Source organism: Actinomyces sp. oral taxon 849 str. F0330, from assembly GCF_000239715.1.
GTDB classification, from domain to species: domain Bacteria; phylum Actinomycetota; class Actinomycetes; order Actinomycetales; family Actinomycetaceae; genus Actinomyces; species Actinomyces johnsonii.
The window spans coordinates 413,891-440,881 of the sequence record NZ_JH470349.1; the positions used below are offsets into that span (position 1 = coordinate 413,891).

Here is a 26,991-nt window from a genome sequence, read left to right on the forward strand (position 1 = left end):
TCCGCATCGGCCACCGGCTGCGCCGCCTACAAGGCCTACCAGGGCCACGAGGGCTCCACCGTCACCGTCTCCAGCAGCCTGACCGGCACCGAGGCAGAGCGCTTCGAGGCCTCCGTGGCCGAGTTCGAGAAGTGCACGGGCATCGACGTCGCCCACACCGGCACCACCGAGCTGCGCTCCCAGCTGCTCAACGGCTCGGGCGCGGACCTGTCCACCAACAAGGGGGCCTCGCCGTCGAGCCAGGACAACCCCGAGAACCTGCCCGACCTGGCGATCGTGCCGCAGCCGGCGATGGTGGCCGAGCTCGTCGACACCGGCGTGGTCCACCCGTTGCCGAACACGGTCAACAGCAACGTGGAGGCCGGGTGGGACCGGCACTGGATCCAGGTGGGTATCCACGCCTCCGTGCCCTACGCCGCCCCGCTCATGGCCTCGGTGAAGTCCCTCGTGTGGTACTCGCCGGACGCCTTCGCCAAGGCCGGCTATAAGGTGCCGGCCACCTGGGCGGAACTGGAGACCCTCACCCGCAAGGTCCGCGCCGACCACCCCGACGGCTCTGTAACCCCCTGGTGCGTAGGCGCCTCAGACGGGGAGTCCACCGGCTGGGTTATGACCGACTGGCTCGAGGACGCCATGCTGTCCACGCAGGGCTCCGGCGCCTACGAGACGTGGGCCTCGCACAGGGTGCCCGTCGACTCTTCGGGCGCAGTGGAGGCCCTCGACGTCGTCGACTCCCTGGTCCTGACCGATGGGAGCGTGGCCGGGGGGCGTGGCTCGGTCATCTCGCGGACCCCCGCGCAGGCCGGGGCCGACCTGGTCAAGGGCAGCTGCCTCATGCTGCACGCCTCCTCCTCCTTCGAGAGCCGCTTCCCCGAGGGCACCGCCATCACCGACGCCGACGGCGCCAACCCGGTGACGGTCCAGGCGCCCAGCCCCACCGGGGGCGCCACGGCCTCGACGGACTCCGCCCAGGCAGCGGGGGAGACGACCGCTGCGGCGACGGCGTCGCCGACGTCGAACGGCGTCAAGATCTCGGCCTTCGTCACTCCGGCGGCGGACCGGGGATCGGACGCCGTGCTCGTGGGCACCGACTACCTCGTGGCCTTCACCCGCTCGGACGCGGCCAATGCGGTCATGGCCTACCTGACCTCCCAGAACTGGGCGCGCACGCGGATGGCGATGGGCGGTGTGGCGACCGCCTACCAGGGCGTCGACCCAGACTTGGCGCCCAGCGACGTCGGCAAGCGCGCCACCAGGCTGCTCCAGTCGCGTCAGACGACCGTCGAGATGGATGCCTCGGACTCGATGCCCGTGGGCGTGGGCAGCAGCGCTCTGTGGCTGGGGCTGAGCCGCTGGTCGACCGGCGCGATGACCCCCAAGGAGGCGCTCGCACAGGGCGAGTCCGCCTGGCCGAAGCAGAAGTAGCCGACGCGCGGGCTCCGCAGGGCTCGGTCCGAAGCATTGATCCGCACGGGGCGGGTCGATAGCCTTGAATCCCCAGCGGATCAAGGAGGACTCATGGGACTGGGATGGTTCGGCGCCCCCGAGCACAAGCGTTGGCTGGCTTACGAGACGCATGCACTACTGCACTACGCGCGCGCCTCGCAGGTGCCCACAGGATTCGGGTGGATCGGCCAGGACGGCGAGGTGGACCCCTCCCATCCGGTCGAGCTGTGGATCACCAGCCGCATGACCTTCGCCTTCTCCCTGGGAGCGCTTATGGGCATCCCCGGCTGCCGCCGCTACGCCGACCACGGTGTGCGCGCCCTGGGCGGCCCCCTGCGCGACCCGGTCAATGGTGGTTGGTATTCGGCGATCGGCCCCGATCCCGACGCCGAGGGGCGGGGCGTCCCGATCGACCCCGAGGCGCGCAAGGAGTGCTACCAGCACGCCTTCGTGCTCCTGGCCGCCGCCACCGCGACGGCCGCGGACCGGCCCGGCGCCCACGAGCTGCTGCGCGACGCCATGGAGATCCAGGACCGCTACTGGTGGGACGAGCCCCAGCAGATGCCGATGGAGTCCTACGCCTTCGATTTCACCGACCCCGAGGACTATCGTGGTATCAATGCCGCCATGCACACGGTCGAGGCCTACCTGGCCACGGCCGACGTCACCGGCGAGGTGCGCTGGCTGGAGCGGGCCCTGAAGATCGCCGACTTCGCCGTCAACGTCCAGGCCCGCGAGCACGGCTGGCGCTTGCCCGAGCACTACTCCACCTCCTGGGAGCCGAGACTCGATTACAACCGCGATGAGCCGGCCCACCCCTTCAGGCCCTACGGCGTCACCCCCGGTCACGGACTGGAATGGGCGCGCCTGACCGTGCAGCTGCACGGTGCCCTCATCAACCGGTCCATGAGCACGCCGGACTGGATGCTGGATGCCGCCGAGCACATCTTCGAGCAGGCCCGCACCGACGGCTGGCGCATCGACGGCGCCCCCGGCTTCGTCTACACCACGGACTTCGACGGCGAGCCGGTGGTCCACGAGCGCATGCACTGGGTGGTCTGCGAGGGCATCTCGGCCTCGGCCGCCATCCGCCAGGCCCTGCTCGACGACGGGCGCGGGGAGATCGACGTCGAACACTACGAGCACTGTTACCGGGCCTGGATCGACTACGCCGAGGAGTTCCTCATCGAAGAGCCGGGCGTGTGGACCCACGAGCTCGACCGCGACAACCGGCCCTCGACCCGCACCTGGGCCGGGCATCCGGACATCTACCACGCCCTGCAGGCCACGCTCATGGCGCGCCTGCCGGTGTGGCCGGCGATCGGGCAGGCCCTGGCCGAGGGGCGGCTCGACGAGCCGAACTCGCTGCTGCCTGCGCGCGCCAGCAAGCCACACCGGCGCGGGTTCTTCAGCAGGTCTTAGGGTCTGTTGCGGAAGTAGGCTGGAGGACCTCGTGTTCGTAGGGTAGGGCGCGCGTTCGTGCCCTTTACCCCTCGAACGCGAGTCCTAAGGTACGACCGCGACGTCGGCCGCCGGTGGGCTCGCGGTGACCGCGGGCTCACCGGGATGGTAGGGTCTGTGCCTGTCGCGCCCTGGGGGCGCGGCCTGGAGAGGTGACAGAGCGGCCGAATGTGGCGGTCTTGAAAACCGCTGTGCGCCTAGCGCACCGGGGGTTCGAATCCCCCTCTCTCCGCCATCTCATGCTTACTCGAACCCTCGGTAGCAATTCGGCTGCCGAGGGTTTGTTCGTGTTCGTCGCTAGGTAGGGGGATGGTAGTGGTGACGGTGGTAGCTGAGGTGTGGTGCTGCCGCTTCTGAGTCTTGTGGCGTTTGGGGGCGGTGTTGTTTGCTTTAGTTCCCTTTGTCTGGTGCGCTCTGCTGCTGTCCGTTGAGCTGGGTGCGGCAAGTTTGGTGGGTGTGGGGTGTTTGTTGTCGTATGTAGCAGCGGCTTGCAGGCTGCTGTAGGGCTCTTTGAGGGTGCTGGTGGTGACGGTGGTGTCGTCAAGGTAGATGGTGTGGAAGAGGGCTTGGCAGAGCATGCCGCGGACGGGGTTGGGAGATTGATGGTAGAGGGTGCCGATGTCTTGGAGGAGGTGGAGGCTGGTGGTGAGGACGTCTCGGCCGATGGCGAGGCGCTGGTCGAGGGTTTGTTTGGTTTGCTCGAGACGCTGGCGTTCCTGCGTCAGCTCGGCCAGACGGTGGCGGGCAGCAGTGGTGTCGAGTGAGCCGTCGGCCACGAGGTCGATGAGGCGATCCTCTTTAGCGGTGATGTCCTTGAGTTTGTGGACGATGGCGTGGTTGCTTTGGCGAATGAGGGCTTGTTGGTTGTCGAGGGCTTGGGTTATTTCGGCTTCGGTGCGTTGGGTGAAGTCGCTACCAAGGGAAAGGGTGCAGATGTGCCGCTCGACATAGTCTTCCACGAGGGATACTGGCAGGTATGGCATGTCGCAGTGGCCGTCTTGGCGTCCGCGGCAGAGGTAGTAGGCGTAGGTGCCGCCTTTGCCTTTGGCTTCGGTGTAGACGAAGCGGCTGCGCTTGCCGGCTTTGTGGCAGCGTTCGCAGTGGAGGATGCCGCCTTTGAGGTAGTGGAAGTGGACGCGGTCGCGGGTGTTGTTGGAGCGTAGGGTGCGTATCTCCTGGACGCAGTCGAAGAGCTCTTGGCTGATCAGCGGCTTGTGCCGACCGGGGTACTGCTTGCCTTTGAAGGTGACGATGCCGGTGTAGTACGGGTCGGCCAGGAGACGGTGGATGGTGGAGACGGCGAGGGGTTTGGGCGTAGGGCGCTTGGCGGATGGCCGAGTGGTCAGGCCCAGGTCGGTCAGCTTCTGCTGGAGGTGCTCGCAGGAGTAGTCGCCGGTGGCGTAGAGCTCGAAGGCTTTGCGGATGAGGGGTGCACGCTCAGGGTCGAGCCCGATGGTGTTGATACGGCGGCCCTCGATGGTCTCGATGATGTTGAGGTAGCCCAGGGGTGCGGGGCCGATGGTGCCGCCCTGCTCGATCTTGCGCAGCAGCTTGATGCGGATGTCGGCTCCGTCAGCGGCGCTGCGGTACTCGTTGACGGCGGCCAGCATGCCGTGGACGAGCTGGCCCTCAGGGGTCTCATCGATGTTCTCGGTGGCGGAGATGAGGGTGACGTTGGCCTTGCGCAGCTCCATCATGGTGACGGCGTCGTCGAAGCGGCTTCGGTTGAGGCGCGAGAGCTTGTAGACCATGACGCAGTCGACGTCGCCACGCGTGTGGAGGCGCTCGAGCATGGCCTGGAACTCGGGGCGGTTGACAGTTTTGGTGCCGCTGCGCCCCAGTTCGACGTACTCGTCGACGATGGTGATGCCCAGCTGCTTGGCCTTGGCCAGGCAGATTTTGCGCTGGGTGGGGATGGAGAGGCCCTCGGGGTCATAGTCGGTGTTGACCTGGGAAGCAGTCGAGACGCGCAGGTAGAGCACGGCGGTCTTAGGGCTCTGTGTGGCGTCCATGGCTAGTGGCTCCTCGTCGAGTGGTGCTGGCGTGCAGTGCTGGGCGGTGTGGAGCGTTCCGGCGGGGCGTGGGCTGCTGCGCTTGGTGTGTCATCGCGAGCGGCCAGACGGCTCTGGACGAGGCGGATCAGGACGGTGGCGGTGGGCACCTGGAAGTGCCTGGCCAACGCGGCCGGATGGCGGATGCCGCGACGCCAGGCGCGTTGGAGGGCCCGCGGCGGTACCAGGCTGTAAGCGGCGAAGTGGTCGGCGGCCTGCTCGGCTTGCTGGGCGGCGCTGCAGTGCGCGGTACCGGTGTAGAGACGGCGGGTGTGGCCGTAGTCGATGATGTGCTTGAACTCGTGCAGCAGTGCCAGGCGGCTGCGCGGTGCTGGCTGGCGGCAGTTGAGGCAGATGATCCAGTCGCGGCCGTTCCAGCGGCTGAAGCTCGGCACTGGCAGGGGCTCGCGCACCACCCGAATGTGCGGCAAGGCAGCGACCCGCTCGTCGGCCGGTGTGCGGGGCTGCCCTGGGCTGCTGGTGAGGTAGCGCGTCAGTGTGGCAGCCTGCCGCTCGGCCACGGTAAGCGACTGGCCGAAGCGGCAGCGCGTGCGTGGAATGAGGGCTCGGAGGCTACCCAGGACAGAGTTTTGCGTGGTGTTCATAAAATGCCTCCTTTCATGTGATGAATTGTCAGGTGTGGCGACGCGGTGTGGAATCCGTCGTCTCATCCTGGCCGGGAGCCGGCCCGGCGTGATGTGGCGTTAGGTCATATTTCTTAGCGATCCGCTCGAAGGCGGCGAATAGTTCTTGCTGCGCCTGGCTGGGCATATGGCGGTAGTGCGTGTGCAGATACGTCAGAAATGGTGGCAGGTCGGCCGGTGGTGCATAGCCGGCGGCCTCGATGACGTCGAGTGGCTCGAGGTCGTAGGCAGTGACCAGGCGGCCGAGGCGCTGCAGGCTGATGTCCTGCACCTTGCCTTGCTCCAGCATGGAGATGAAGCCGGTGGATAGGCCGGATGCGGCAGAGGCTTGCCTGATGCTGAGCCCAGCGGCCACCCGTGCGTCGTGCAGGATTGCACTCAGGCTGGGCTGGTGGGCGTCTGCGGCGCGGTCTGTCGCGCGATTAGTGGTTTCCTCCTCTGCTGTGCATTTTCCGGTATCCATGTACCTATTTTACAAGTTCCGTTTGCATATGTGAACAGATCTTCTGTGCATAATAGGCGTTCTCTCGGCTGGTTGTGCAATATTGATAGGAATGCACTGTGGTGAATGTGTGGATATGTCTGTGGGGCGCGCTGGCCATAGTTTTCTGTCTGCGCGCGCTAAGAATTGGTGGTCCTGGCCTGTCGATCATTTCTGCGGTGGCACAGTGGTGGCCGCCGTCTGGCGTCGAGCCTGGCGGATGCGGCCGTGTGCCAGGGCGACGAAGGCCGGGTTGATCTCGACCCCCAGCCAGTGCCGCCCCAGCCGTTCGGCGGCGACGGCGGTGGTGCCCGAGCCGAGAAAAGGGTCGAGGACGATACCGGGCTGAGCTGCGGCCGGAGTGCAGTGGCAGGTCGGCTGCAATGGCAGTCGGGTGGCGACGGTGCCGGACCGCTGCAGGGGCTGGATGTAGGGCGCGCGGCAGACGGCGCAGCGCTGCTGAGGACAGGCAGCGTGCAGGATGCGCTCCACCAGGTGCTCGGGATAGGTGGCGAAGTGCGCCCCGCGGTAGCTCGAGACGGTCAGCTGCCAGACGTCGCCCGGGTTCTTGCCCAGCGGGTGGCTGATGGCGCGCCGCCGCTTCATGGCGCACAGGCCATCATTGGCGTCGGTGTGGTGGCCACGCCAGGTCGCTGGCATTCCCGTTCGATGCGGGTGACGTGGCCAGCGTGGTGGCTGGCCAGGGCGCGTGGACGGGTGCTTGGTGAGCGGCTCCTGGCGGATGGCGTCCAGGTCGAAGAAGTAGCGCGGAGCACGGCTGAGCAGGTAGATGACCTCGTGTTTGCAGGTCAGGCGGTCGGTGACGCTGGAGGGAGTGGTGTTGGTCTTGGCCCAGATGATCTGGTTGCGGATGATCCAGCCGTCCGCCAGCAGCGCCAGGGCCAGGCGCTCGGGCCCAAGCAAAAGGGACTTGCGCGGCGCGCCTTCGCGGCGGTGCGTGCTGTAGGCGTCGCCGAGGTTGAGCCAGAGTGTGCCGGTCGGCACCAAGACGCGCGCCAGCTGCTGCATGACGGGGCGCAGGTGCTCGACCCACTGGTCAATGGTGGCCTCCGCGCCCAGCTGGCCCCGGTGCTGGTAGTTGCGCAGCCGGAAATACGGTGGGCTGGTGACGACGCAATCGATGCTGCTGGCCTCGAGCGTGGCCAGGCGATCAGCGGCATCGCCGGTGAGGATGGTGTTTCGCGGGGTGGTCATGCGGTGTCTCCTTTCGTTATGACGTGGTGGTGCTGGATGGAGCGTCGCTGCCCCACAGCGCGGTCGGTAGGCGGCGGCGCTGGTGAGGCGGAACAGCCGCTGTTCGAGCGTGCTGGTGCGGCTGAGGTGCCGAGCGAGCGCCCGATGACGCTCGACCGCGCGTGGGCCGTGCAGAATCCACAGCACGCGTGGGAAGGCACCGTGAGCGGCCTGCTCGATGCCGGTGCGGTAGTAGGCCTGGTAGCGGCGGCACTTGGCCAGCACAGTCGGGATGGACTCGGTGCCCATATCGACCTCCAGGAACCAGCGATCCTCGAAGACGCCCTCGGCGTCGTGGCCGACGACGCAGGCGGCCAGGTCGGGGCGGATCAGATGTGCCTCGCCGCCCGGGCCGGTGTAGCGCCGCCAGCTGAGGGGCTCGGTCTGTACGGTCACCTGTCGGTCAGCCGTGATGCCGCGTTGCAGCGCCAGGTGGGCCTCGGCCACCGTCAGGCTGTGCTGCAAGAAGCGTGGCGAGGCCTGATGGATGCGCCAGGAGCGCCCAGCGACGGGGTCAAGCACGCGGGCTCCGGCCGGTGCGAGCTGCCAGATGCGCGCCGTCGAGCCGGCTTCGAGCCCGCCAATGCGGTGCTCCAGTGGGCGGATCAGACCATCGCGCTGCAAGCGAGCCAGGACGCGACGTGTGGTGCGGGCCGCGGCCTGCTGGCTGGCGTGACTGGTGAAGACGAAGGCCTGGAGTTGACGGGTCGACAGGAAGCGGTGCTGCATCAGGTGGGACAGCAGGAGGCGGTCGCGCTCGGACAGCGCCGTGGCGATCTGAGCCAGTTGGCGAGCGCCGACCCGCTGCCTGGCTGGCACAGTGCGCGGGGGAGCGGCGTGAGACGCGGTATTCGTCCCCCGTAATCGCCGAATCTGTGCCTTGACCTGGCGGTTCGTCGAATCGCCCGAGGGAGCGGCCGGACGGGCGAACGGACGCCCAGGCTGCTCATACTCATCGCGCCGGTGCTGAGCGGAGATGTTCATGAGCCGCCTCCGCTCTGTCCGTCGTCAGTGGATGGCGGGCGTCGCACGCGCCCGATGTCGTCGGTGGGGTGCGGAGCGTGCCTGGCTGTGTCGTCGCTGGGGCTCGGCATGCCGGCCAGTCGTGCCAGATCGGCCTCAACCGCGCTGAGTGCCTGCCCGTAGCGCTGTCGGGAGGTTTGCCAGATGCGCTCGGGGCGGTGCAATGGAGCGGGCAACGGCTCGGTGCGCAGGCTGAGCGGCGGCTGCGTTTGCCCATCCGCCAGTAGTGAGGCATAGGCGTGGTAGGCGGGTAGCTGCTGGTAGTCCTCCGCCTCGAGTAGCCCAGCGGATAAAGCGGCAATGGTGCGGGCATCCTCCCGTGGCAGGCTGAAAGCAACGCGCGAGCGAGCATTGGCCATGACACCGGCCAAGAGCGCCTTGGGCAGCTGCCCCAAGTGCTGGTGGCTGAGCGTCAGTCCCAGCCCCAGGCCGCGTGCTTGCGCTAGCGCCGCCCCGAGGTCGCCCGGGAGACGCAGATAGTCCTGCACCTCATCGATGTGCAGCATGACAGCATGGCGCTGACGTTCTGGCAGGCGGATGCGCTCCAGGGCGGCCTGCCAGATCAGCGAAACGATGACCGACCCCAGCAACTGGCTCGCCTCTTGCCCCAGCGTGCCCTTGGCCAGGCTGACCAACACGACGCGCGGCACGGGCTCCTGCGCGTTGTCCGCGTCGTCGTGGGCGAAGATCTGACGCCAAGCGAACTTCGGCGAGCGCTGGCCAAACACCGCCCGCAGTTGTGGGCGCAGCAGGATCGGGCGCAGCTTGTTCATCAACGGGGCGATCGCTTGGCGTCGCTCCGCCTCGCTCAGCGCTTCGTACCAGGCCCAGAATGCGCCTAGCCCCAGTGGATCGCGCCGCACCACCGAGCCAGTCACCGAGCGGCGAAAGCCCGGGTTGGTCAGCAGCAGCGGCACCATCGCCAGGCTGGCATCACCACGCCGCGCCAGGCTGAGCAGGCTGGCGTGCAAGATGTCTTGGGTGCGCGGCCCCCAACTATCGGCGTACAGCGAGCGAAAGACACCGAGTAGCAGATCAGCCGCCAGGTCTGGACTCTGGCCGCCCGCCAGCGGGTTGACCCCGACCGGCTGCGTATCGGCCGCATCCAAGATCACTGTCCGCGTCACCAGGTGAGCTGGGAGGCGCGTCGCGATATCGGTGACCAGATCGCCCTTGGGGTCGATCACCACCACACGGCGGCCCGCCTCTGCATCCTGCAGTGCCAGGTGGGCCAGCAGCGTGGACTTACCGACGCCCGTCGGCCCCAGCACATGCAGATGACGCAGCGACGCCTCCGCCGACAAGGCCACTGATCGGCTCGGCTCACTCACCGCGCGGCCCAAGACCCGCCCCTGGTTGCTTGTCAGCGAGGCTGTCACCGCAGCCGGCGCAGGCAGCACCCGCGGATGCTGCGGGGCCAGCCCTGGGAGCCCTTCGCACAGGGGCCAACCCAGCAGCCCTGGTATCTCCGCTGGCCGCAGCACATTTGCCACCAGCCACGGTGGCCGCGCCTCAACCAGTGCCCTGACCGTCGAGCGCCACACCTGTAGCCTTACCTGAGGCGTCTCCAGGCCGCGCAATGCAGCCGAGATCGCCAGCACCAGGCCACGGGCTCGCTCCAGGTGAGGTGCTGCGGCACTGATGCGCAGGCTCGACCAAAAGCCGTGCTCACGCTGGGCCGCCTCGGCCTGCCGCCGCCCTGTAGTAGCGGTGCCTACTGGTGGATCGGGTTCTTGCGGACGTTGCCGACCGCCCAGCACCAGCTGTACTCGCACCGTCTCGCCCCGATGAGTTGCGGCCAGCGCCGCCAGCAGGCTGCGCGTGACCGCCTCGGCACTGTCGCTGGGCAGGGCTGCCCCAGCGCGACGGCGGAAGTACAGGTTAGCGACGGCCACTGCACCATCGGTGCCGATGTCATCACAGAACAGCTCGGAGTCGGCTGCAGCCACGCCCGACTGCCGAACTAGCCGCACCCCAGGCAGGTGCGCCAGGGCCAGGGCCTGTACATTGTGCAGTGCGCCAGGCAGGGCCCCGATCCGCCAGCGCACCGTGCCAGCGCTGCCGATGAGCTCGCAGGCCACCACCGGGCCGCCTGGCAGCGTGGCCACTGCGACGAAGAAGGCCTGCACCCGGGCCTGGTCCACCGGCACCGGCAGCTCTAAGCGCCGCCACACCAAGCCACTCGCCCCCAATGGCGCTCGGCGCGCCGCCGTCATGACCGCCCCTCCCCGCTGGTCTGGGCCGAGGTGCCGGTAGACGCCTCGGCGTCGCGCTGCGCCTGGCTGGCCACCAGCTCCATGATCACTTGAGCGATCCGCGCCGTATCCGGTCGCTGGCGCAGCTCCGATCGCACCGTCAGCTGCCTGGGTCGGCGACTGCCGCGGGGCGAACGCCACGGCTTGGGTGCCTGCTGTTTTCTTGATGAACGGTTGTTTCTGGGCATGACAAATACGCCTCCTTTCCTCGCAAGGGGTTACACGTTGCTACTAGCGCCGACTATTTGGGTCGCGCGCATTCGGCACGTCATTGCGCCGATCGGCCGCTAGTTCAATCAATTGAACGTGGCCTTATGTCGAGTATGCGTTCAATATTATGAACAGTCAAGTATGTTTGTGTATTTAACAACACCGAGCGGAAGGCATTTTCCGCCGATGGCGTGTGACGACAAAATGAGGCGATTCAGAATTGCCACCAGCGTCGCACCGCCCACGCGCCGCCGACGACGATGCTCGCCAGCACAGCCCCGACGGCCAGCCACGGCCAGATACAGCGGATGATCTGCACCGCCCCGTAGAGCGCCAGGCAGCCCAGCAGCACCGCGAAGCACGCGCCCACCAGCCGATCCACCAGCGAGGGCACCTCACGCATCGTCATCAGCTCCGCGTGGGTCTGTCTCCGCCGGCTTCTCCGCCTGCGGCTTCTCGGCTGCCCTTCCTCCGGCTTCCTGCGCCCGCCTCGTCATCGCCACAGCGCTGTGAAAGGCGGCCAGGTCGTGGGCCTGTTTGGTGGCGATGGCCTGTTGCCAGGCGTCGGTCTGGGCTTGGGTGGTTGTGGTGGGCGGGGTGTCGTCGCGCCAGATCGCCCAGGCCAGGAGGGCGATGGTGATGAGAGTCAGGCTGCCGACGAAGGCCAGGCCGTTGATGATCCAGCTCATGGTGGGTGTGTCCTTTCTGGTGGTGTGCGTGGTTGCTTGGTCGTGCTGGGGGTGTCTCGGTGTGGCGCTACCGGCTCAGAACTGCGCGATCCCCCGAGCGGCCTTGATGCCGTAGGCGCGCAGGATGGCGTGGTAGTAGGTCGCTCCGGCGGGAGCGGTCTGGTAGCAGGACTCGGCCAGAGCAGACAGGGTGGCGACGTTGCCCATGGCGCTAGCGGCAAGGAAGGCGCGGGCTTGATCGGTGGCGTGGGCCAATTGGCTGTCGGCGGCCAGCTCGTCCAGACGGCGCTGGGCGGTGCGGGCCAGGCTGCGCGACTGCGGCACCCGTGGTGGGAGCAGATCGGCGGCGAAGAGCTCGGCGATCGGCAGGACGGGCGCAGCGGGCTGAGGGCCGGTGAGGTGGTCGGAGTGGTCGGTAGTGGGCATGAGGGTGTCCTTTCGTAAAGGGTGGCGGCGGCCGCCACCAGCGGAGTGCGGCCACGGTCAGCGCGGTTCGGTCGGGTTTGGTTTGCCGCGTCCTGGTGCCGTTTCTCGCGGCGCATGCGGTGCTGTGGCCTTGGTGCTTCCAGCCTGGCGCTGGCTAGGTGGTGGTGTCACTGACAGAAAACCGGCACCCTGGGCCCTATGGCCAAGGACGGTGGACTGCACGATCCGCTGCGCCAGCGGCTCGTGGCCGAGCTGCGGGTGCTGCGCCGTGGCCAGGGGGCGTGGGCGGTGCGAGTGGCGCCGCTGGTTTGGCTGGTCGATGCCGCAGGGCTGGGCTTGGTGGAGCGGGTGGTGGCGCGGCTAGAGCAGTTGCGCCAAGAGCTGGGCACAGACCCGCTCAGTGACGTGGGAGCCTTCTTCTGGCTAGGAGACGTTGGTGTTACTGAGCCGGAGGTGTCGCTGGAGCAGCGGCTGGCGCGCTATGCGGAGGTCTTTCACTGCAATGAGCGCACGGCGCTGCGGCGCAGTGATCGCGGCATTGCGATGCTGGCGGCTGCCCTGCGTGATGAGGCGGAGCGGCGTCCCTTTGCCCTGATCTGGCTGTTTCAGTCGGCAGGCAGTGCCACGGTGGTGCTGGACTGCGTCATGGAAGCGCAGTCCGTACGTGAGCCGGTGGTGAGCATCAATGGTGAGGTAGCGCAGTTGCCGGCCTTCGTTGGCCACCGCGAGCCCGGCGTTGATGGGCAGCTGCAGTATCGCGCCCGGGCTGTCCTGGATGGCTTGCCTGTCCAGACGGCGCCCGGGCCGTACCTGCCCTGTCTGGCGGTGCGGGTGCTGTGGGACATGCCTGTCTGGCCGGTCTGGCAGCTCACCGGCTGGGTGGTCGACCCCCACTACCTAGTGCGCCTTCAGACCTTCCGCCAACGCGCCGCCGAGGTCAGCCTGGTCTGGCGCGACGTCACCAGCAGTGTCAGAGAGGTGGTGCCGAGCCTGCATGGGGGGTGCAAGACCTAGACGAAAGTAAGTGTCCGAAGTAATGCGAAAGAAACATTTAACCTCAAGTTGGTGATCTGTAGCACAAATACTTGCTTTCCCAGTAAGCATTCTCTAGCATGACATCCACGAACCTAGGTGCCTCCAAAAGAGTTGCGCTTAGGTTTGTGTCGTTCCTGAGCGATCCTACTTGAAGGTTTCCTCACAAACTGTCGTGAGATTCCATGAAAATCACGCGGCACACAGGAACTACATCAGTAAGTTTACGGGTTGGTGCCCTAGACTGGATAGCGACCACAGGAGCATCAGCAGACACAACCGAGAGTGAGGAGTCATGCGCCAAGAATTGAAAGCGCAAGTGACCTGCAGCCTTCAAAGTGCCACACGACGAGCCCACGTGCTGCACCACAATACCTTGAGCGTTCGGCGCCCTATCCTCCTTTCGTCGCATTGGTGTCCATCGCGACCCGCATCCTTACGCACTTCAGAAGCCTCGCATCCTCATGCACGGATTAGACCGCAGTATTTGAAAACCAGTTATTTCGGGACGACTGTGCAAAATGCATCTACTACAGACTTAGTTTCTGAAGGCTGTCCACAGCGAGGCTTATCTGAGATGCAACCCATTATGTGTTGGCGTCAAACGCTGTTTCGAATAACTCCGGCAGGAGCTCCACTAGTTGGATAGCACCAAGTGCCTACCTCAATTACTTTGATACCATCACCAGAGCAAATAAGCGCTTTCACCCACATAACTCCATAGATAGTACCGCTCATCACGGATATGCTGTATACAGCGTTATCCAAATAGTATTGCATAATTTGGTGTAGTTATATACTATTAGTTCATAACTACGTAATCAAGGTCAACATGCAATGTCTACATTTAATATCCCATTCAGCGATCTGATGCTCCTACTTCAGCGTCTATTGAACCAAAACTCTCCCAGCGAGAGCAGAATGAACGTGAAGGTATTCAAATTGATACAGTTTCTGGAATTGGTTCTGCAGCATGCGATTCAGTTTCGTGTCATTTGTGCGAGTACTATCTGAGAGATATAGAAGCAAATAATTCAAGCGCTGGTGACGACACGCCAGCAGATATACTCAATGGAATGAAAATGAGCAGCACAGCAATTGCAGTGGAAACTTCTTTCTCTAGAAAAGTCAAAGAGATTGCGACGACCTTTCGTCAAGCGCTTAGAATTGGAAAAAAAATTGAGCACAGGCGAATCGGCTCTGCTGTAGGGGCAAAGCAGTCTTCCCAAAATAAGTCGGGTACAGAAAATGTTGAACGTGTTAAAGTACTGACAAACAGTGAAGACTATGAAGGGAATCCGATAGAAATTCGGATTTCTGACGCGCTTTATGACGGTTTAAAGGGTGTTAGCGCGAAAAGTCGAGATAGAGTTAGTGTTCTGCGCACCAAAGTTCACTATCATGAAGAGCTACTTCGATATTTGGCGAAACGCGAATGCGATGTTGCGGCAGGAGACAATGAAAAGCATCGCGCAATTGTTGCTCTGCAATTCGAGGTTATTGAAATAATCAGAGATTTGAAAGAACAGTTAAATAGTATTGAGCGAGTTAAAACCCATCGATTCGAAATAGTGTCTTCTGTCGCCGGATAGTAATCAACAATCCGCAACATATATCGTAGTGATTGGAACTCTCTACTGTATTTCTAATTGGAGATTTCGTCGTGGGCTTGAGCATGCATGATGACTTGCTCCTAACACCGCCCTAAGGCTATCTCATTTGAGGAATGGTTTGGCTCTCACCGAGGTGTGGTCGAAGGGTTCGGCCTACGTGCCTGACGATATCGATGAGATCGCCAAGATCGAGGTCGACAACGACTACACCCCTTCCAGAATTCGTCGGCCATCTTTAAACATGTGCGCATGTTCGATAAGTTGTTGTGGCATCGTATCTGCCCTGCGCCAATTACACAGACTGAAGTTGATCCAGAAGCGCGATTCTCTCGACGCTAGGCTGCGGTTAGAGCCTGGTGGTTCTGTGGAAAGCTCACGGCTTGACTCTCGAAACCCATCGCTCACCGAATCCTCTCTATCCGGTTCATAAACCGGTTGATGGCGGCGGGAGAGATTGTGAAGTTGCTTAGGGACACGGCGAACGCCTTGTTTGGCAGGTATGTTACTGCCTCCCTGCGAAAATATGTCTCCTATGGTCTTTCTGTACGATAGTGTTGAATGTAATGTGGTGAAACCCTTCACGTAGGCAAGGCTGTTCGCTCATTCCACATCGACAGAGGCCATAATTTACCTTTGTATTGGTCAGATTATAACGCCGACTTCTTTGATAGCTGCATCTGCTGTTCAGGTAACTTTTTACGACAATATTATAGTTAAGGAAACGAATGACGATGAAGTATCGAAAGAATGCCGAAAAGTATTGGGAGCTCTGGCACAAAAGAAGTCATATTGTAAGAATCGTTGACACACATCGCCTACTGGACTCGGATCGAGTGGAACGATCAATCACGTTCGATATAGACAATAGCGCTTTAAAGATGCTGGCGTCGTGTGTGAATGACGAAGAAGTCACTAGTCTTGCAGAAGATTGTGTTTCAGAAGACTCGTCTGAACTTCAGGATAACGCAAAGTTCAGTCTCGTCATACCACTTCTCATTCTCCGCAAACATCCCATATTCGATGTAGATACCGTTATTGATAATAAGTCTCCCGCGCATCTTTGTCGCCGCAAGGTGAACATAGATGTCTCTGCCCATATTATCGTCGGTCTTGCGAAAGAACTGGGCTACACAGGAAATGCATCAACACTGTATGACTTGTCGACCTATTTCCTCGGGCACAAACGATCGCCCTCGAAAAAAGAAAAAACAGAAGGCGAACAACGTATATTAAAGGAAGTATCAGAAAATGGAATCGATAGTTTGTCAGAAAGAGAACCTCTCAGCAATCTCTTGAGTTTATTAAAAGACTACTATATTCAGTGCGTCGAACACCCATTCTCAGTAAACGGAGTGCACTGTAAATCGATCATAAAAGTCCGCCTAAGTGACTCTTTAATTTCCACAACCGATTCTGTCGCCAATAATCCAAATGTATTAAATGCCGACAACAGTGGCACTTCGCGGGAGCTGACGTTCCGTGAAGAAATACCAACTACAACAGAGAATACAACGACCAACGGGGAAACTTCCGGTTCGTTAGTTGACGTTTCGAGTAGTGCTCCTACGGAGGATACAAATCTCCGTAAACATCGGAGGGATCTTCGCTCAACAGCAGAAAATTTTGGGTTTCTTGGCGCCTTGATCGAATTTAATGTAGTTCATGGATGGGCAAATACGGATTCTACAAGGCACATTCAATTTGTAGCGCCACCCGGCACCGTGCTAACTAAAGTCAAGTTGTTCGAAGACACTAGTGAATTCGTTGGAAATAAAAAAACGGGCGTAAGTGAATCGAGCACCGATAGAAAAGAGATAGGGGTCGGAGGCCATATTTCCGACGATTTGTTAATAAACCATAATGATGAGCGTGCTTCGTTGTTGATAAGAAATCAGAATGTAAAGCAGCGGACTGTACAAGTATTGTTGCATCCTAAACTTGCAAACTTTCCCATTCCGGCACTGTTCGTCTCGGTTTTACAGTTCCTGTTTTCGGTGATTGCAATATGTTCTGGTCCTGATGCTGTTGCTCACAACGCTGCGGCTTTTACTGGTACCGCAGTAATCGGACCATTTATCACGGTAATTTTTATTGCAAAAGAATCCGAACATGCACTCGTTGGAAAAATACTTAGTTTCCCTAGAATGTTCCTCGCATTCTCTTCAGTGGTGCTCGTTGTAACAGGCATGTTAATTGCGGTTCTCCCACAAAAACACATGGAGAACTTGTTTTGCTTAAATTTGGGAGTGCGCGGGAAACTTTGCTTAACTCAAATACTTGGCAAGAACACTGTTAGTTGGCAACAAATGCTTGCCGGAATAGGTTTAATTGGAGTATTTTTTTTAGCGTCGATTAGTATTGCCATGTTCACGTACATAATCTCGAGTTCGTGCGTCTTCAAAAAAGACATAAAACGACAAGTGCATATCTCAATGTCCGAAATTAAGTTCGACGACGACGAAGCGCTCGTTAATCCAAGTGAGAAGCAACATAATAAAGGTAATCCAAGCAAGAAGCGACATAATGAAGGTCGATCTTGTTGCGCTCTACTCATAATTTTGGTGTCTACATCGATTTTTTTGCTAATATTCATAGTCATCATTATTCAGGTGTGGTTTGCCTGGCTCTGAACATTCTATTCAGGTAAACCTCATAATATTAGGTCCCACGTTTATGTTGAAGGGTTGCTGGATCGGATAGTGTCTATAGTGCCGCGAATTGGTTTTGATTGAAAAGGGAGGATCTGTTCAAAATGCTATAATAAGAATGTTCATGCCCACCTATCATTCCCTCATCCCTCCACCACCGCCTCCGTAGCCTCAAAACCGCCCTCCTCGCCGTCTCCTTCACTCTGGCGGGCATCCTCCTCATGATGCTCAACGCCTGGCTTGCGCCGCTGCGGCTGGGAGACTGGCAGTGGCTGCATGCGCTGCCGCTGGGAGAGCTGGGTGGCACGCTCTTTGGTGCGGGGCTGCTTTCAACGTTCTTCGAGTACACCTTCCGGCGCGATCAGGAACGGGCAGTGACCGAGCGCTTCCGCCAGACAATCCATGAGGAAGCACCAGCCCTGCGCGATGCCGTCATAGAAGCCTTCCGCTTCGACCGCCAGGACGTAGCGCGTATCGCCACACCCGAATTGCTGGATGATCTGGCACGTACCAGCCTGGGGCTGCGCTTCGGCGACCCGGCTTTCGGCCGTGAGGTCTATGCCGACATTCGCCACCAGGCGATGGCTGCCGAGGAGCGTTGGTACGACGCCCGTGTCGATGCGGCCCTTGGTATACCAAGGGGTAGGAGCAGTGCTCCTACCCCGTTCTTCGACTTACGTGTCCGCTGGGAGTACACCGTCACGCCGCGCCACCGCTTCCGCAAGTTCGCCGTCGTCTCCGACCGCCAGCGCTACGACCAGCTAGTAGCCGAGCGTGGAGAGACGAGTGTGTGGTACCGCCGGCCAGTGCCCGGCCTGGCCGTTTCCGATCCAGAGGTCTTCGCCCTGGAGCAGTTCACCGTCAACGGCACGCCGGTACCGTTCACACGGCAGGTGGATGAGGTCTCCCAGGTCTACACCGCTGATCTTGGTGAGCGGGTCATCCAGCAGAAGCAGGCGGTCGTCATCTCCTTCAGCTTCCGCACCCGCACGCTCCGCAGTGGCCATGTGGTGCACCTGGACATCGACCGCCCCACGCGCGGTCTCGACGTCGAGCTGCGCTACGACCCAAAGCAAGTCGGCCAGATGCGCATCCTCGACTTCGCCTCCATCGGCGAAGGAGGACGCCTCACCCAAGTGCCAGACGCACCAACGCTGCGCTACCGCTACGACGGCTGGCTCTTCCCACGAGCTGGCATGGTCTTCGTCTGGACGCTGCCAGACGAGCAGGACGACTGGGGCGAGGTTGCTCCCGATACCGATGCCAGAGCACCACGTTCAGCCGGTAGTTCTGAGAACGCCATCGAGGCAGTACCAGCCACGGAAGACGACGCCCGCCAAGCTCGCGCAGCCTGACGGACACCGCCCAGCTGCCATGTACAGGGCAGCCATGGGATGAATTGGCCCCTACATGGGGCGCGTGGTCAGTCGCCACCCATGCCACTCACCTCCCTCCATCTCAGCTGACATCCCTAGATTGCCATACATGTATGGTGGTGCCAAGTTGGTGACCGCTCGACGCTGGTGATCGTGCGCGCTTCCTCCTCCACCAGCCAAGACGAGCAGTGGTGGCCCATCGCCCGCCAGCTCGGCCTGCGGCTCCAGCGCGCCCGCATCGCCAAGGGCCTCAGCCAAGAAGCCCTAGCTCACGCCGCCGGCATCTCCACCTACACCTACCAAAAGTTCGAAAAGGGTGAGTCCCGCCCCGGCACCCCGATGAACCCACGCCTGCGCACCCTCATCGCCCTGGCAACGGCGCTGGACATGCGGGTGGAGGAGCTGGTGGGAGAGCTAAGTGAGTAGGTGGACGCACCGGCGCTTCTGAGGCCAACGATGACGGCTCCCGAATACTGTCCCAACACACGATCCTACGCACGACTTAGTGGCCGTCTAGAGCAGTAAGGACGCGAGCAGCACTCACAACGAACTAAAACATGCAAAGAAGCATGTTGGCCGCCACTCTCTACCGTGACCTATTTGTAACCACCGCTGCTCGACCTTCTCACAACTCAAGTGGAACACTAGCAGCATGAACTTCTCATGCAACAACGCTTGATGAAAATCCGAGCAGACCCGTGCAACCTGAAGCGTGTCAGAGTAGTTGGCTATTCACTTAAAACCCGCAAAATGTTAGAATCTACGAAGAAGATATACAATGACAAGTAATGGTAGCGTGTCATCTGAAAAAGATGAAGGCCTTAGCGGTGAAAAGATGCGAGAACTAAAGTCGCTTCGCCCACACCACGAGTCAGAGCAGCATGACATGTATGTCGAAGCTCTCAAGCAAGCTGTTCGACAGCGCGAGGTAACAAACATCGCCCTAAGTGGGCCGTATGGCGTCGGCAAAAGTTCTATCCTGCAAGGCTTCAGAAAGCATCATCCCGACGCAATATTTATCTCGCTTTCGACGTTGGGGTTCAGTGAACCAACTGAGTCGAAATCTACTCAATCATCTGATGGAGCGATCTCTCCGCAGACTAATCAGATCCAGAAAGAGATTGTCAAGCAACTGCTCTATCGGAAGCCTCCAAACAAGTTGCCTGCATCGCAATTTAGGCGTATACAGAAATTTGACTGGAAGCACTTCCTGCCAGTATCTGCACTGATTGGACTCGTCCTGACGGTCATTATTGCGGTAATCGGAGGGTTCGCAAAAATACCGAAGGTCAGGAACTCGTCTTGGTGTGATTTTGGGATCAAGTTCGCTGGAGTTTGGTTATTGATGTTGATAGCAACAGAAGTTGCTAGTCATCTACTTCAAGGTAAGGTGCGCTTCGACAAACTTACTGCTGGCCCTGCAACTGTCACGTTATCACAGGAAAGTGACAGCTATTTTGACCGATATCTTGACGAGATAATCTACTTTTTTGAGATGTCGACATGTCGCGTCGTCGTATTTGAAGATATCGATCGGTTCAGCAACTGGCAGATCTTCGAAGAGTTGCGTGAACTCAACACAATACTGAATAATGCCGAGCAACTCCAAGACAAAAAGAGTAAGTCTGACAAAAACAAGATAGTCTTCGTTTACGCAATGAAGGACTCAATTTTCGAGCCTCAGACAGTCACTGATACCGGTGAAGTAGCGAAAGGCACCCACGACAGGGCAATTCAGGAGATTCAAAGGGCTAACCGCACGAAGTTCTTTGATGTCATCATCCCCGTCGTGCCGTTTGTAACTCACCGAAGCGCACGAGACTTGATGCGTCAAGAGCTCGAAGGTATCCAACCCAAAATTTCTGACAAGCTGATTGATCACGTCGCAAAGTACGTCCCAGACTTCCGTCTCCTACGCAGCGTATGCAACGAATACACGATATACGCACAATTTATACTCGGAGACAACAAACTTAAGCTTGAGCCTGATAACCTATTTGCACTCATGATCTACAAATCCGTTCATCTGAAGGATTTTGAAACAATACATCTCGGCCAGAGTAAACTTGATGAGGTTTACCAGATGAGTTTGCTAGTAATAGAGAATCGTATTAGTGCAGTAAATGAAAAGTATGACATCCTTGAGAAGCAGTTAGATCCCAATGTAGAAGCGGAGATGCGGGGCAAAGAATTCAGAAGAATGATTGAATGGTTGGCCGCCCGTTATCGGATGCGCGTCGACTCTTTTACGGTAAACCTGGACTCCCAAGCGTTCTCTAGTGAAGGAACCAGAACCCCGATGTTCTGGTCTGCTGTATCTCGATTATCCGACACGGATTCCATGATCGTAATGGAAAGTTATAACCAGTATGGCAATCCAATGCCTCTTGAGATTACCAAACAAGATATGGCATTAATAATGGGACATGACCTGGTGTTTACCTCTATAGATGAGCGTCCGCGGAACGTCATAGGTTCAGAGCTTCATCAACTCGACGTTGTCCGTCAACAATACCAGTCTGCGCACATGTCTGATCTGATGAGTGATCCGTTGGCGGTAGTGCCATCAGAGAATGGCGCTGAGCAAACTTTTAGTGCCTACGTTGAGAAAACACTTGGATCGAAACTGGCTGCGGCTCTCATCCGCCATGGATATATTGACCAAAACTTCGTGCTCTACACGTCGACCTACCATACTACATCCTTGTCCGCCAATGCGATGACATTTCGGCTCCAACACATGGAGCGAGGCGTGACGAACACCAATTACGAGCTTAGTGATAACGATGTGCTACAACTCATCTCTGATACGACGATCGATTTGGAAGAGTTTGCTAGGCCGGGCGCTTACAATGTCAGCATTCTCGATTACCTCCTGGCGAATGGCAGTACACATCGAGAGCATCTGGACCTCATCATGCTATCTTTTCTTCAAGATGATGACGGCACGAAACACTATTTGCAGTCATTCTTTTCGTCTGATAGCCTGAATAAAGATCGCTTAGTCATCGAACTTACTCCTCGATACCCGGGGATTTTCACGCTCCTCGTAGGACTTCGTGGTATACCGGACGAGAAGCAAGTTAACTACGTTAATATCGCACTTCAATGTGCGTCGCCAGACGTAGACTACGACACGTCATCGCTAAAAAGTTTCGTCGAAGTGTCATATTGCAATATGACGGTATTTACCTCTACCTATACCGATAAACCTGCCGACACGGTAGCTACACTCATGGCACAGGCTGATGTGAAGTTCTCCAATATTAATCAGATCGACTCCAAGCTGTGTGAGTATCTGATTGAGAACTGGTGCTATGAAGTTAACCATCATAATCTGGAGTTCGTGTCGGGTGACAATCAGGTAGCCCTGGACGTACTTTCTCGGAAACGGCCTTCCGTCTACGCCTATCTTCTGCGGTCACTCGAAGCATACTTTGCCATCATTGCTGACGATGAGAGCGGTAGGTTGTCGGCATTGGTTGGCTCAGCCGACACGGCAAAGGTCATCGTTGATGTTGTGAAGCTTGATGTTGCAGCGAATACGATATCGGATGATTTGGTCGCAGATGACGCCAAATTGGGCGACGGCCAACCATTCCCGCTACTTTCGAACCTACTGGCGTCATCGGGGGGAGACTGGTCTATCGATCTAGATGGTCTTCCATCTAGCTGTTGGCCGATATTGGCGGCCCATGACCGCCTCGCCGTTACGACTTCAAATCTGTGGCTGTACGTTAGCAAGCACGGTGTTGATGATGCACTAATTGAGCTACTGGAGCGGCACTCTTCAATCGAGAATCAGGATGATGCTCTGAGTAACGATGAGTATATCGAACTCGCTACCGTGATTCTTAACCTAAAGGAAGAGCAGATTTCTGCTAAACAGCGCGTGGCGTTGGTCGCGTCGATGGATCATGGCGAACCTATTCCGGCATCCCGTATTACACCGCAAGAAGACGGGCTGGTCGGGCTCTTGATTAAGGCTGGTTTGATTGATGATAATTCGGATGCATATAGATTAGTGTCGAACCTTGAATGGCCAAATCGCGAGTTTGCGATCGCTTCCTCCCAGCGGTTTGCTGACTATATGGACACCAGCCTTGTTGGTAATGATGTGCTCGCAATAGTTCAGAGCCAGTTAGTTTCGACCAAAGTTAAGCAGAACATCATCAACAGCATCTCATCTTACTGCTATGGGATGAATGTCGAAGACCTGACGTCGCTCGCGAAGTATGCTGCTAGCCAACAGGATTTAACCGTCGACGGCGACGCCTTGATCTGGTTGCTCGACCAAGGAGTTAAGCCCAATGTAGTCGTGCCGCTACTCGTCACAGGATTAGATAGTCTGTCCGATTTCGATGTTCGTAATATTGTGATGGCATTAGGACAACCCTACAGTGATCTTCTTGAAAAGGGAGTGTCGCGAGTCCATGTCGACGAAATTATGGGCGTCGATAGACTATTGGAACGACTCAAGGATGTAGGCGAAGTAACGACATACACGAAAGACGGTAGGAAGCGTCGGTACGCTGTCTATCGTCACAGAGGACCGAAACCATGAGCAGTGTTCATGGGTGTCAGTGCGTAGCAAGCTCGTTGTGACGCGGTTGCAGCTGTCGCTCGGGACTTACACGGCTGCCTCTGCCTTCTGGCGCTTGGCCTGCTGGATGTACTTGCTGACTGTGCTTAGCGCCACATCGTACTTCTCGGCGATCTCCGTGTAGGTCAGTCCGCGGTCGAGATGGTCGGCCACTAGCTGCTCGACACCTCGCCGCCCGAACCGCACCAGGAGGCTGCGCTGCTTGAGGTCTGTCCGCTGCTCAGGCTGCCTGCCTCCAGCCATCGCCGCCTCTAACGCCCGTCGAGTCGCCACCAGCGTGTAGCCGTATCTGGAGTAAGCCTGCAAGATCTCCGCCATCTCATGCTTACTCGAACCCTCGGTAGCAATTTCGGCTGCCGAGGGTTCGAGTGTCGCGGGAGTGGGGAGATGGGAGTGGTGGCTATGGCGCGATCGTCAGGCGAACGCTTCAGGACATGCTCAGGTCAGCTGTAAAATTGGACTGGATCGTAATTTCCTCCATTCAGAGGATTTTCTGCCTGATAGAAGTAGCGAGTGTCCTCGAAGGCTCGTGCTAGGCTGACGCACTTTGTTGCCCCTGGGCCGACTGAAATATAATAGCTCGGCCCTCGTCGCCCGTTTGATGGTGCTACGGTGACTCCTGCGTAATCCGTGCCGGTTCCTGTGACGCAGAATTGGTCGTTCGCGTCGTCGTAACTGACTTTTGTGTAGCCTCCTGTGGCATAGTCGGTCGGCCCGAAAGAGTTGGCGGAGGCTGGTGCGGCGACAGCAATTGCTCCTAGAAGTGCTGAACTGACCGCTGCGGTCTTGACGAGGCCTCGTTTGGTGAATCGCATAGTGACTGTTTCCTTTTGTTGGGTGCTGAAGTCCGGGTGCATCGTGCTTGTTGCCGTATGACTATGAGACCTTGGAATGCATCCTTGCGGTAGGGGGATCAATCCCCTATGGTCTGCGTAAGAAGAGGGGGCGTGCTGAGGTGCATCGGGTCGCCATCAGTGTGTAGCTGTATCTGTAGTAAGTCTGCAAGATCTCCGCTCAGGAACGTGAACATGCTCTCGAGTCCTCGGCAGCAGAAGTGCTGCCGAGGACTCGAGTGTCGTGAGAGGGGATGCGAGGTGACGGCTGCGCCGCGATCGTCAGGAGAGCGCTTCGGGATGTGCCCGGGTCAGCTGTAGAAATACACCGGAGTGAGGCGGGGTGGCCAGAAACCATTAGTCACTTGGTAGGAGTAGCGAGTGTCCTCGTACGCCCTCGCCAAGCTGACACATTTCGTCTCTCCTTGTGCTGCGCGAATTGTGTAGCTAGGTCCGCGACGGCTGTTTTCTGGCTTCAACTCAACGCTGAGGCCGTAGTGCTGGGTGGCTGTAGCGCAGAATTGATCGGCCCCGTCGTCATAGCTAACTGTTCCAAGGTTTCCTGTGCCAGAGCCAGTGGGACCGAAGGAGTTTGCTGAAGCGGGTGCCGCGACTGCTAGTGCTCCAACAAAAGCTGAGCCGATGGCTGCGGTCTTGATGAGGTTTCGTTTCGTGAGTCGCATGGGGGTCTCCTCCTTTGGGTAGGCCTTCGAAGTCCGGGTGACTTCTCTGCTTGTTGCTGCACAACCATGAGACCTCGAAAATAGTCCGAACGGTAGGGGGATCAATCCCCTGTGGTACATGCACTAAGGAGATGGGGGTTGGTGGGACGCGTCTCGCATCTCCATTGTGCATTGTCTACACATGCCTCGGCGACCAACCGCTCCGGACGCCGTCGCCCCGTTCTCACAGGTGCTTGAGGGCCTCGCGTCGACTGAGCGGGGACAAGCCCGGATGCGCTTGGACGAAGGCGCGCACCCAATCCCCGTCCGTACGCGCGTAGTCGCGCAGCGCCCAGCCGATCGCCTTGCGGATGAAGAACTCCGAGTCCTCCTGGTTGGCCTCGATGACGCCGCTGAGCAGGTCAAGGTCCGTGTCGGCCTTGTGCTGGAGCTGGCAGATGATGGCGCTGCGCCGCACCCACATGTCCGGATCGGTGGCCCACACGCGCATGCGGGCCGCCGCAGCCGGGTGCTGACGCACCGCCAGCCCGACGGCGTGGGAAGTCTCATCAACCAGATCCCACCACTGCCCCGTGCGCAGAAAATGCTCGTAGAGCGCCAGGGACTCCATGCGCCCAGCATGCGACGCAGACAGCTTGGAACGGATGATAGCCAAGGCCGCGTAGCGCTCCTCGCGGTGAATAGCCCCATTCCACAGGCGCCGCAGCGCGGCCTCCCAGGTAGTGGCCTCGACCCACAGATCGGCCTGGGCGGCCGCAGCCTTTTGGGAGAGGCGCCGCGTTTCCGGGACTCCGCTGCCGTACATCGCCATCTCGGATTTCAGGTATGCCCGCTGCTGCTCTGCACGGGCTGGGTCGCCCGCGTTCTCCAGTGCCTTGCGCAGATTGGTGATGAAGGCCGTGATCCGAGCACTTGTCTCCCCGCTCATCGGCTCTTCACCTCTCTCCGCCTCCTCGCAGTGCACAGCGCATGTCTCCCGTCGCCACATGATGAGCTTCGGGGACATTATGACCCCGGTGCAGGCCGGAGGTCTCGGGGTGGCGGATCCGGAGATGTCAGGTCGTGAGTGACGGCCGCAGGCCGTCCATCCGGCTCGCGGCTGGGGCGCCTCAGGCCAAGGTGCCCGCGACATGTCGTCGGGCGGTTTGCTCGCAGGGGCGTCCTCCCGGTAGGCTGCAAGTGCGTCCCACGGCGGAGCTGTTGGGACGGCGATGGAGATGTCGCATAGTGGCCTAGTGCGCCTCCCTGCTAAGGAGGTTGGGGTGGAAGCCCCTCGGGAGTTCGAATCTCCCCATCTCCGCCAGAGCAAGAGCCCCGGTGCGCAGCAGCGCGCCGGGGCTTCGTCGTCGGCCCAGCCGTTGCCGCAGAGGGGGCTGTGCCTGGGCCGTCCTCCCTTCAACCGACCGAACGGTCGACGGCTCGTATCCTGCGGTCTACCCTGGCAGTAGCCCATCAATCGTGCTGGGAGTGAGCGGCCATGACTGACATGGACAACCGAAGACAGGCCATCGTCGGATACGCGCTTATTGGCGGTTTCGTCGCCCTCTTCATCGTCCTCAACTGGGCCGCCCCCGGGCGGGTCCTGTCGCTCGTGTCTGCAGTGGTCGTTGTGGTGACACTGCTAGCGATCAGAACCAGATCGCGTCTCGCCGTGATCGCAGCCGTCATCCTCCTGGCGACGCTACCGTTCGTCGCGCTGCGGACCCACGCGGGCTCCGCCGTCGGCGCCATCGGTCCGCTGGTGATGTTCGTCGGGGTCGCTTGCTGGCAGCGCTGGAGGGATCCGGCTGGATCGGGAGCCGGCGAAACCGCTTCGGCGGCTACTCCCCACTGACTGGGGCACGTGAATCAGCCCCGGTCAGAGCGTTCGCCTCTGGCCGATCGGAGCGCCTGCGTGTCTTCCCGCGCCAATCCGGGATAGCGTGATGCTGTACTCGACTGAGAGGGACCTCATGTCTGACCACGACGCAACCCAGCCTCCGGCCTCCGGATCGCCCCACCCCGGTGAGGGAGATGAGTTCAGCGCCCGAACCGTCCTCATCAACCAGGGCATGCTCGACGCCGCGCGCGCAGAGCAGCAGCAGGCCGCCGGACAGGCTCCCGGCTCCGCTCCAGGCGCGATGCCCGGGGCCCAGGCCGGATCGTGGCGCCCCGCGCAGCCCGACCTTCCCACCGGGCCTCCCCCCGAGGAACAGACGCGTGCCTACCCCGCCGGTGCCGGACGGACGGGCGCTCAGCAGGCGGCCGCTTCGGCCGACCCCAG

The 26,991-nt window shown here is 59.9% G+C and carries 19 protein-coding genes, 2 tRNA genes and 1 pseudogene; 12 read left to right on the plus strand and 10 right to left on the minus strand.

All coding sequences use genetic code 11. The features are described from left to right. The 3 genes from HMPREF0975_RS03735 to HMPREF0975_RS03745 all read left to right on the plus strand — a co-directional run. The coding region (locus HMPREF0975_RS03735; RefSeq protein WP_009232803.1) for an ABC transporter substrate-binding protein at window positions 1–1,425 on the plus strand (1,425 nt) is incomplete at its 5' end. 93 nt (window positions 1,426–1,518) lie between these two features. Next, window positions 1,519–2,868, plus strand: a complete 1,350-nt coding sequence (locus HMPREF0975_RS03740) for an AGE family epimerase/isomerase (RefSeq protein ID WP_009232804.1) — start codon at window positions 1,519–1,521, stop codon at window positions 2,866–2,868. 185 nt (window positions 2,869–3,053) lie between these two features. After that, window positions 3,054–3,142 (plus strand) — tRNA-Ser (locus HMPREF0975_RS03745). Here the strand turns inward: HMPREF0975_RS03745 and HMPREF0975_RS14645 are convergent. The 8 genes from HMPREF0975_RS14645 to HMPREF0975_RS03795 all read right to left on the minus strand — a co-directional run bounded on the left by HMPREF0975_RS14645 (window position 3,105) and on the right by HMPREF0975_RS03795 (window position 11,940). After that, window positions 3,105–4,919: a recombinase family protein gene (locus tag HMPREF0975_RS14645; protein ID WP_009232805.1), complete on the minus strand. Its 1,815-nt coding sequence runs from the start codon at window positions 4,917–4,919 to the stop codon at window positions 3,105–3,107. The genes HMPREF0975_RS03745 and HMPREF0975_RS14645 overlap by 38 nt on opposite strands. A 2-nt stretch (window positions 4,920–4,921) precedes the next feature. Further along, window positions 4,922–5,563, minus strand: coding sequence for an ImmA/IrrE family metallo-endopeptidase (locus HMPREF0975_RS03765; protein ID WP_009232806.1), 642 nt, complete (start codon window positions 5,561–5,563; stop codon window positions 4,922–4,924). 28 nt (window positions 5,564–5,591) lie between these two features. Continuing rightward, a complete protein-coding gene (locus HMPREF0975_RS03770; RefSeq protein WP_009232807.1) occupies window positions 5,592–6,065 on the minus strand; it encodes a helix-turn-helix domain-containing protein in 474 nt (157 codons plus the stop codon). Between the two features lie 186 nt (window positions 6,066–6,251). Beyond that, window positions 6,252–8,156 (minus strand): DNA methyltransferase, encoded by a 1,905-nt coding sequence (locus HMPREF0975_RS14650; RefSeq protein WP_198009138.1) that lies wholly within the window; start codon window positions 8,154–8,156, stop codon window positions 6,252–6,254. Window positions 8,157–8,317: 161 nt separating this feature from the next. Beyond that, the gene (locus HMPREF0975_RS03780; protein ID WP_009232809.1) at window positions 8,318–10,576 is read right to left on the minus strand and encodes a type IV secretion system DNA-binding domain-containing protein; all 2,259 of its coding nucleotides are present in this window, start codon (window positions 10,574–10,576) and stop codon (window positions 8,318–8,320) included. A gap of 463 nt (window positions 10,577–11,039) precedes the next feature. Beyond that, complete coding sequence (locus HMPREF0975_RS03785) at window positions 11,040–11,234, minus strand: hypothetical protein (RefSeq protein ID WP_156808163.1); 195 nt, start codon at window positions 11,232–11,234, stop codon at window positions 11,040–11,042. Beyond that, window positions 11,221–11,514 (minus strand): hypothetical protein, encoded by a 294-nt coding sequence (locus HMPREF0975_RS03790; protein WP_009232812.1) that lies wholly within the window; start codon window positions 11,512–11,514, stop codon window positions 11,221–11,223. Before HMPREF0975_RS03790 ends, HMPREF0975_RS03785 begins: the two co-directional genes overlap by 14 nt. 75 nt (window positions 11,515–11,589) lie before the next feature. Then, entirely contained in the window at window positions 11,590–11,940 is a 351-nt protein-coding gene (locus HMPREF0975_RS03795; protein WP_009232813.1) for a hypothetical protein, read from the minus strand. A 198-nt stretch (window positions 11,941–12,138) separates the two neighbouring features. Between HMPREF0975_RS03795 and HMPREF0975_RS03800 the strand changes: the two genes are divergently transcribed. The 6 genes from HMPREF0975_RS03800 to HMPREF0975_RS03815 all read left to right on the plus strand — a co-directional run bounded on the left by HMPREF0975_RS03800 (window position 12,139) and on the right by HMPREF0975_RS03815 (window position 23,173). Beyond that, entirely contained in the window at window positions 12,139–12,954 is an 816-nt protein-coding gene (locus tag HMPREF0975_RS03800) for a hypothetical protein (protein WP_009232814.1), read from the plus strand. A 1,094-nt stretch (window positions 12,955–14,048) separates the two neighbouring features. Beyond that, complete coding sequence (locus HMPREF0975_RS15445; RefSeq protein WP_232212452.1) at window positions 14,049–14,564, plus strand: hypothetical protein; 516 nt, start codon at window positions 14,049–14,051, stop codon at window positions 14,562–14,564. Between the two features lie 746 nt (window positions 14,565–15,310). Further along, window positions 15,311–17,215 (plus strand): hypothetical protein, encoded by a 1,905-nt coding sequence (locus HMPREF0975_RS15450; protein ID WP_009232815.1) that lies wholly within the window; start codon window positions 15,311–15,313, stop codon window positions 17,213–17,215. A gap of 239 nt (window positions 17,216–17,454) precedes the next feature. Then, window positions 17,455–18,588 carry a hypothetical protein gene (locus tag HMPREF0975_RS03805; protein WP_009232816.1) on the plus strand — a complete coding sequence of 378 codons (1,134 nt, stop codon included), beginning with the start codon at window positions 17,455–17,457 and terminating at the stop codon, window positions 18,586–18,588. A gap of 174 nt (window positions 18,589–18,762) precedes the next feature. After that, window positions 18,763–19,035, plus strand: a complete 273-nt coding sequence (locus HMPREF0975_RS03810) for a helix-turn-helix domain-containing protein (RefSeq protein WP_198009139.1) — start codon at window positions 18,763–18,765, stop codon at window positions 19,033–19,035. Window positions 19,036–19,387: 352 nt separating this feature from the next. Further along, complete coding sequence (locus HMPREF0975_RS03815) at window positions 19,388–23,173, plus strand: YobI family P-loop NTPase (RefSeq protein WP_156808166.1); 3,786 nt, start codon at window positions 19,388–19,390, stop codon at window positions 23,171–23,173. A 66-nt stretch (window positions 23,174–23,239) separates the two neighbouring features. Here HMPREF0975_RS03815 and HMPREF0975_RS03820 read toward each other — a convergent pair whose 3' ends face one another. Together HMPREF0975_RS03820 and HMPREF0975_RS03825 are read right to left on the minus strand one after the other, a co-directional pair. After that, complete coding sequence (locus HMPREF0975_RS03820) at window positions 23,240–23,530, minus strand: helix-turn-helix domain-containing protein (protein ID WP_009232819.1); 291 nt, start codon at window positions 23,528–23,530, stop codon at window positions 23,240–23,242. 1,421 nt (window positions 23,531–24,951) lie between these two features. Further along, on the minus strand, window positions 24,952–25,656 hold the full coding sequence (locus tag HMPREF0975_RS03825; protein ID WP_009232822.1) for a DNA alkylation repair protein: 705 nt from the start codon (window positions 25,654–25,656) through the stop codon (window positions 24,952–24,954). Window positions 25,657–25,941: 285 nt separating this feature from the next. Between HMPREF0975_RS03825 and HMPREF0975_RS03830 the strand changes: the two genes are divergently transcribed. From HMPREF0975_RS03830 to HMPREF0975_RS16060, 3 genes and pseudogenes are all read left to right on the plus strand, one after another. Beyond that, a tRNA-Ser gene (locus tag HMPREF0975_RS03830) sits at window positions 25,942–26,031 on the plus strand. Between the two features lie 174 nt (window positions 26,032–26,205). Beyond that, entirely contained in the window at window positions 26,206–26,562 is a 357-nt protein-coding gene (locus HMPREF0975_RS03835) for a hypothetical protein (RefSeq protein ID WP_009232823.1), read from the plus strand. A 118-nt stretch (window positions 26,563–26,680) separates the two neighbouring features. After that, window positions 26,681–26,991: pseudogene (locus HMPREF0975_RS16060) on the plus strand (hypothetical protein); the annotation flags it as partial.

Bases quoted from the DNA above. Each gene is read 5' to 3' on its own strand.
- HMPREF0975_RS03740 (WP_009232804.1), top strand. From the start codon at position 1,519: ATGGGACTGGGATGGTTCGGCGCCCCCGAGCACAAGCGTTGGCTGGCT.
- HMPREF0975_RS14645 (WP_009232805.1), bottom strand. From the start codon at position 4,919: ATGGACGCCACACAGAGCCCTAAGACCGCCGTGCTCTACCTGCGCGTC.
- HMPREF0975_RS03765 (WP_009232806.1), bottom strand. From the start codon at position 5,563: ATGAACACCACGCAAAACTCTGTCCTGGGTAGCCTCCGAGCCCTCATT.
- HMPREF0975_RS03770 (WP_009232807.1), bottom strand. From the start codon at position 6,065: ATGGATACCGGAAAATGCACAGCAGAGGAGGAAACCACTAATCGCGCG.
- HMPREF0975_RS03780 (WP_009232809.1), bottom strand. From the start codon at position 10,576: ATGACGGCGGCGCGCCGAGCGCCATTGGGGGCGAGTGGCTTGGTGTGG.
- HMPREF0975_RS03785 (WP_156808163.1), bottom strand. From the start codon at position 11,234: ATGACGATGCGTGAGGTGCCCTCGCTGGTGGATCGGCTGGTGGGCGCG.
- HMPREF0975_RS03790 (WP_009232812.1), bottom strand. From the start codon at position 11,514: ATGAGCTGGATCATCAACGGCCTGGCCTTCGTCGGCAGCCTGACTCTC.
- HMPREF0975_RS03795 (WP_009232813.1), bottom strand. From the start codon at position 11,940: ATGCCCACTACCGACCACTCCGACCACCTCACCGGCCCTCAGCCCGCT.
- HMPREF0975_RS03800 (WP_009232814.1), top strand. From the start codon at position 12,139: ATGGCCAAGGACGGTGGACTGCACGATCCGCTGCGCCAGCGGCTCGTG.
- HMPREF0975_RS15445 (WP_232212452.1), top strand. From the start codon at position 14,049: ATGAAAATGAGCAGCACAGCAATTGCAGTGGAAACTTCTTTCTCTAGA.
- HMPREF0975_RS15450 (WP_009232815.1), top strand. From the start codon at position 15,311: ATGACGATGAAGTATCGAAAGAATGCCGAAAAGTATTGGGAGCTCTGG.
- HMPREF0975_RS03805 (WP_009232816.1), top strand. From the start codon at position 17,455: ATGATGCTCAACGCCTGGCTTGCGCCGCTGCGGCTGGGAGACTGGCAG.
- HMPREF0975_RS03815 (WP_156808166.1), top strand. From the start codon at position 19,388: ATGACAAGTAATGGTAGCGTGTCATCTGAAAAAGATGAAGGCCTTAGC.
- HMPREF0975_RS03820 (WP_009232819.1), bottom strand. From the start codon at position 23,530: ATGGCGGAGATCTTGCAGGCTTACTCCAGATACGGCTACACGCTGGTG.
- HMPREF0975_RS03825 (WP_009232822.1), bottom strand. From the start codon at position 25,656: ATGAGCGGGGAGACAAGTGCTCGGATCACGGCCTTCATCACCAATCTG.
- HMPREF0975_RS03835 (WP_009232823.1), top strand. From the start codon at position 26,206: ATGACTGACATGGACAACCGAAGACAGGCCATCGTCGGATACGCGCTT.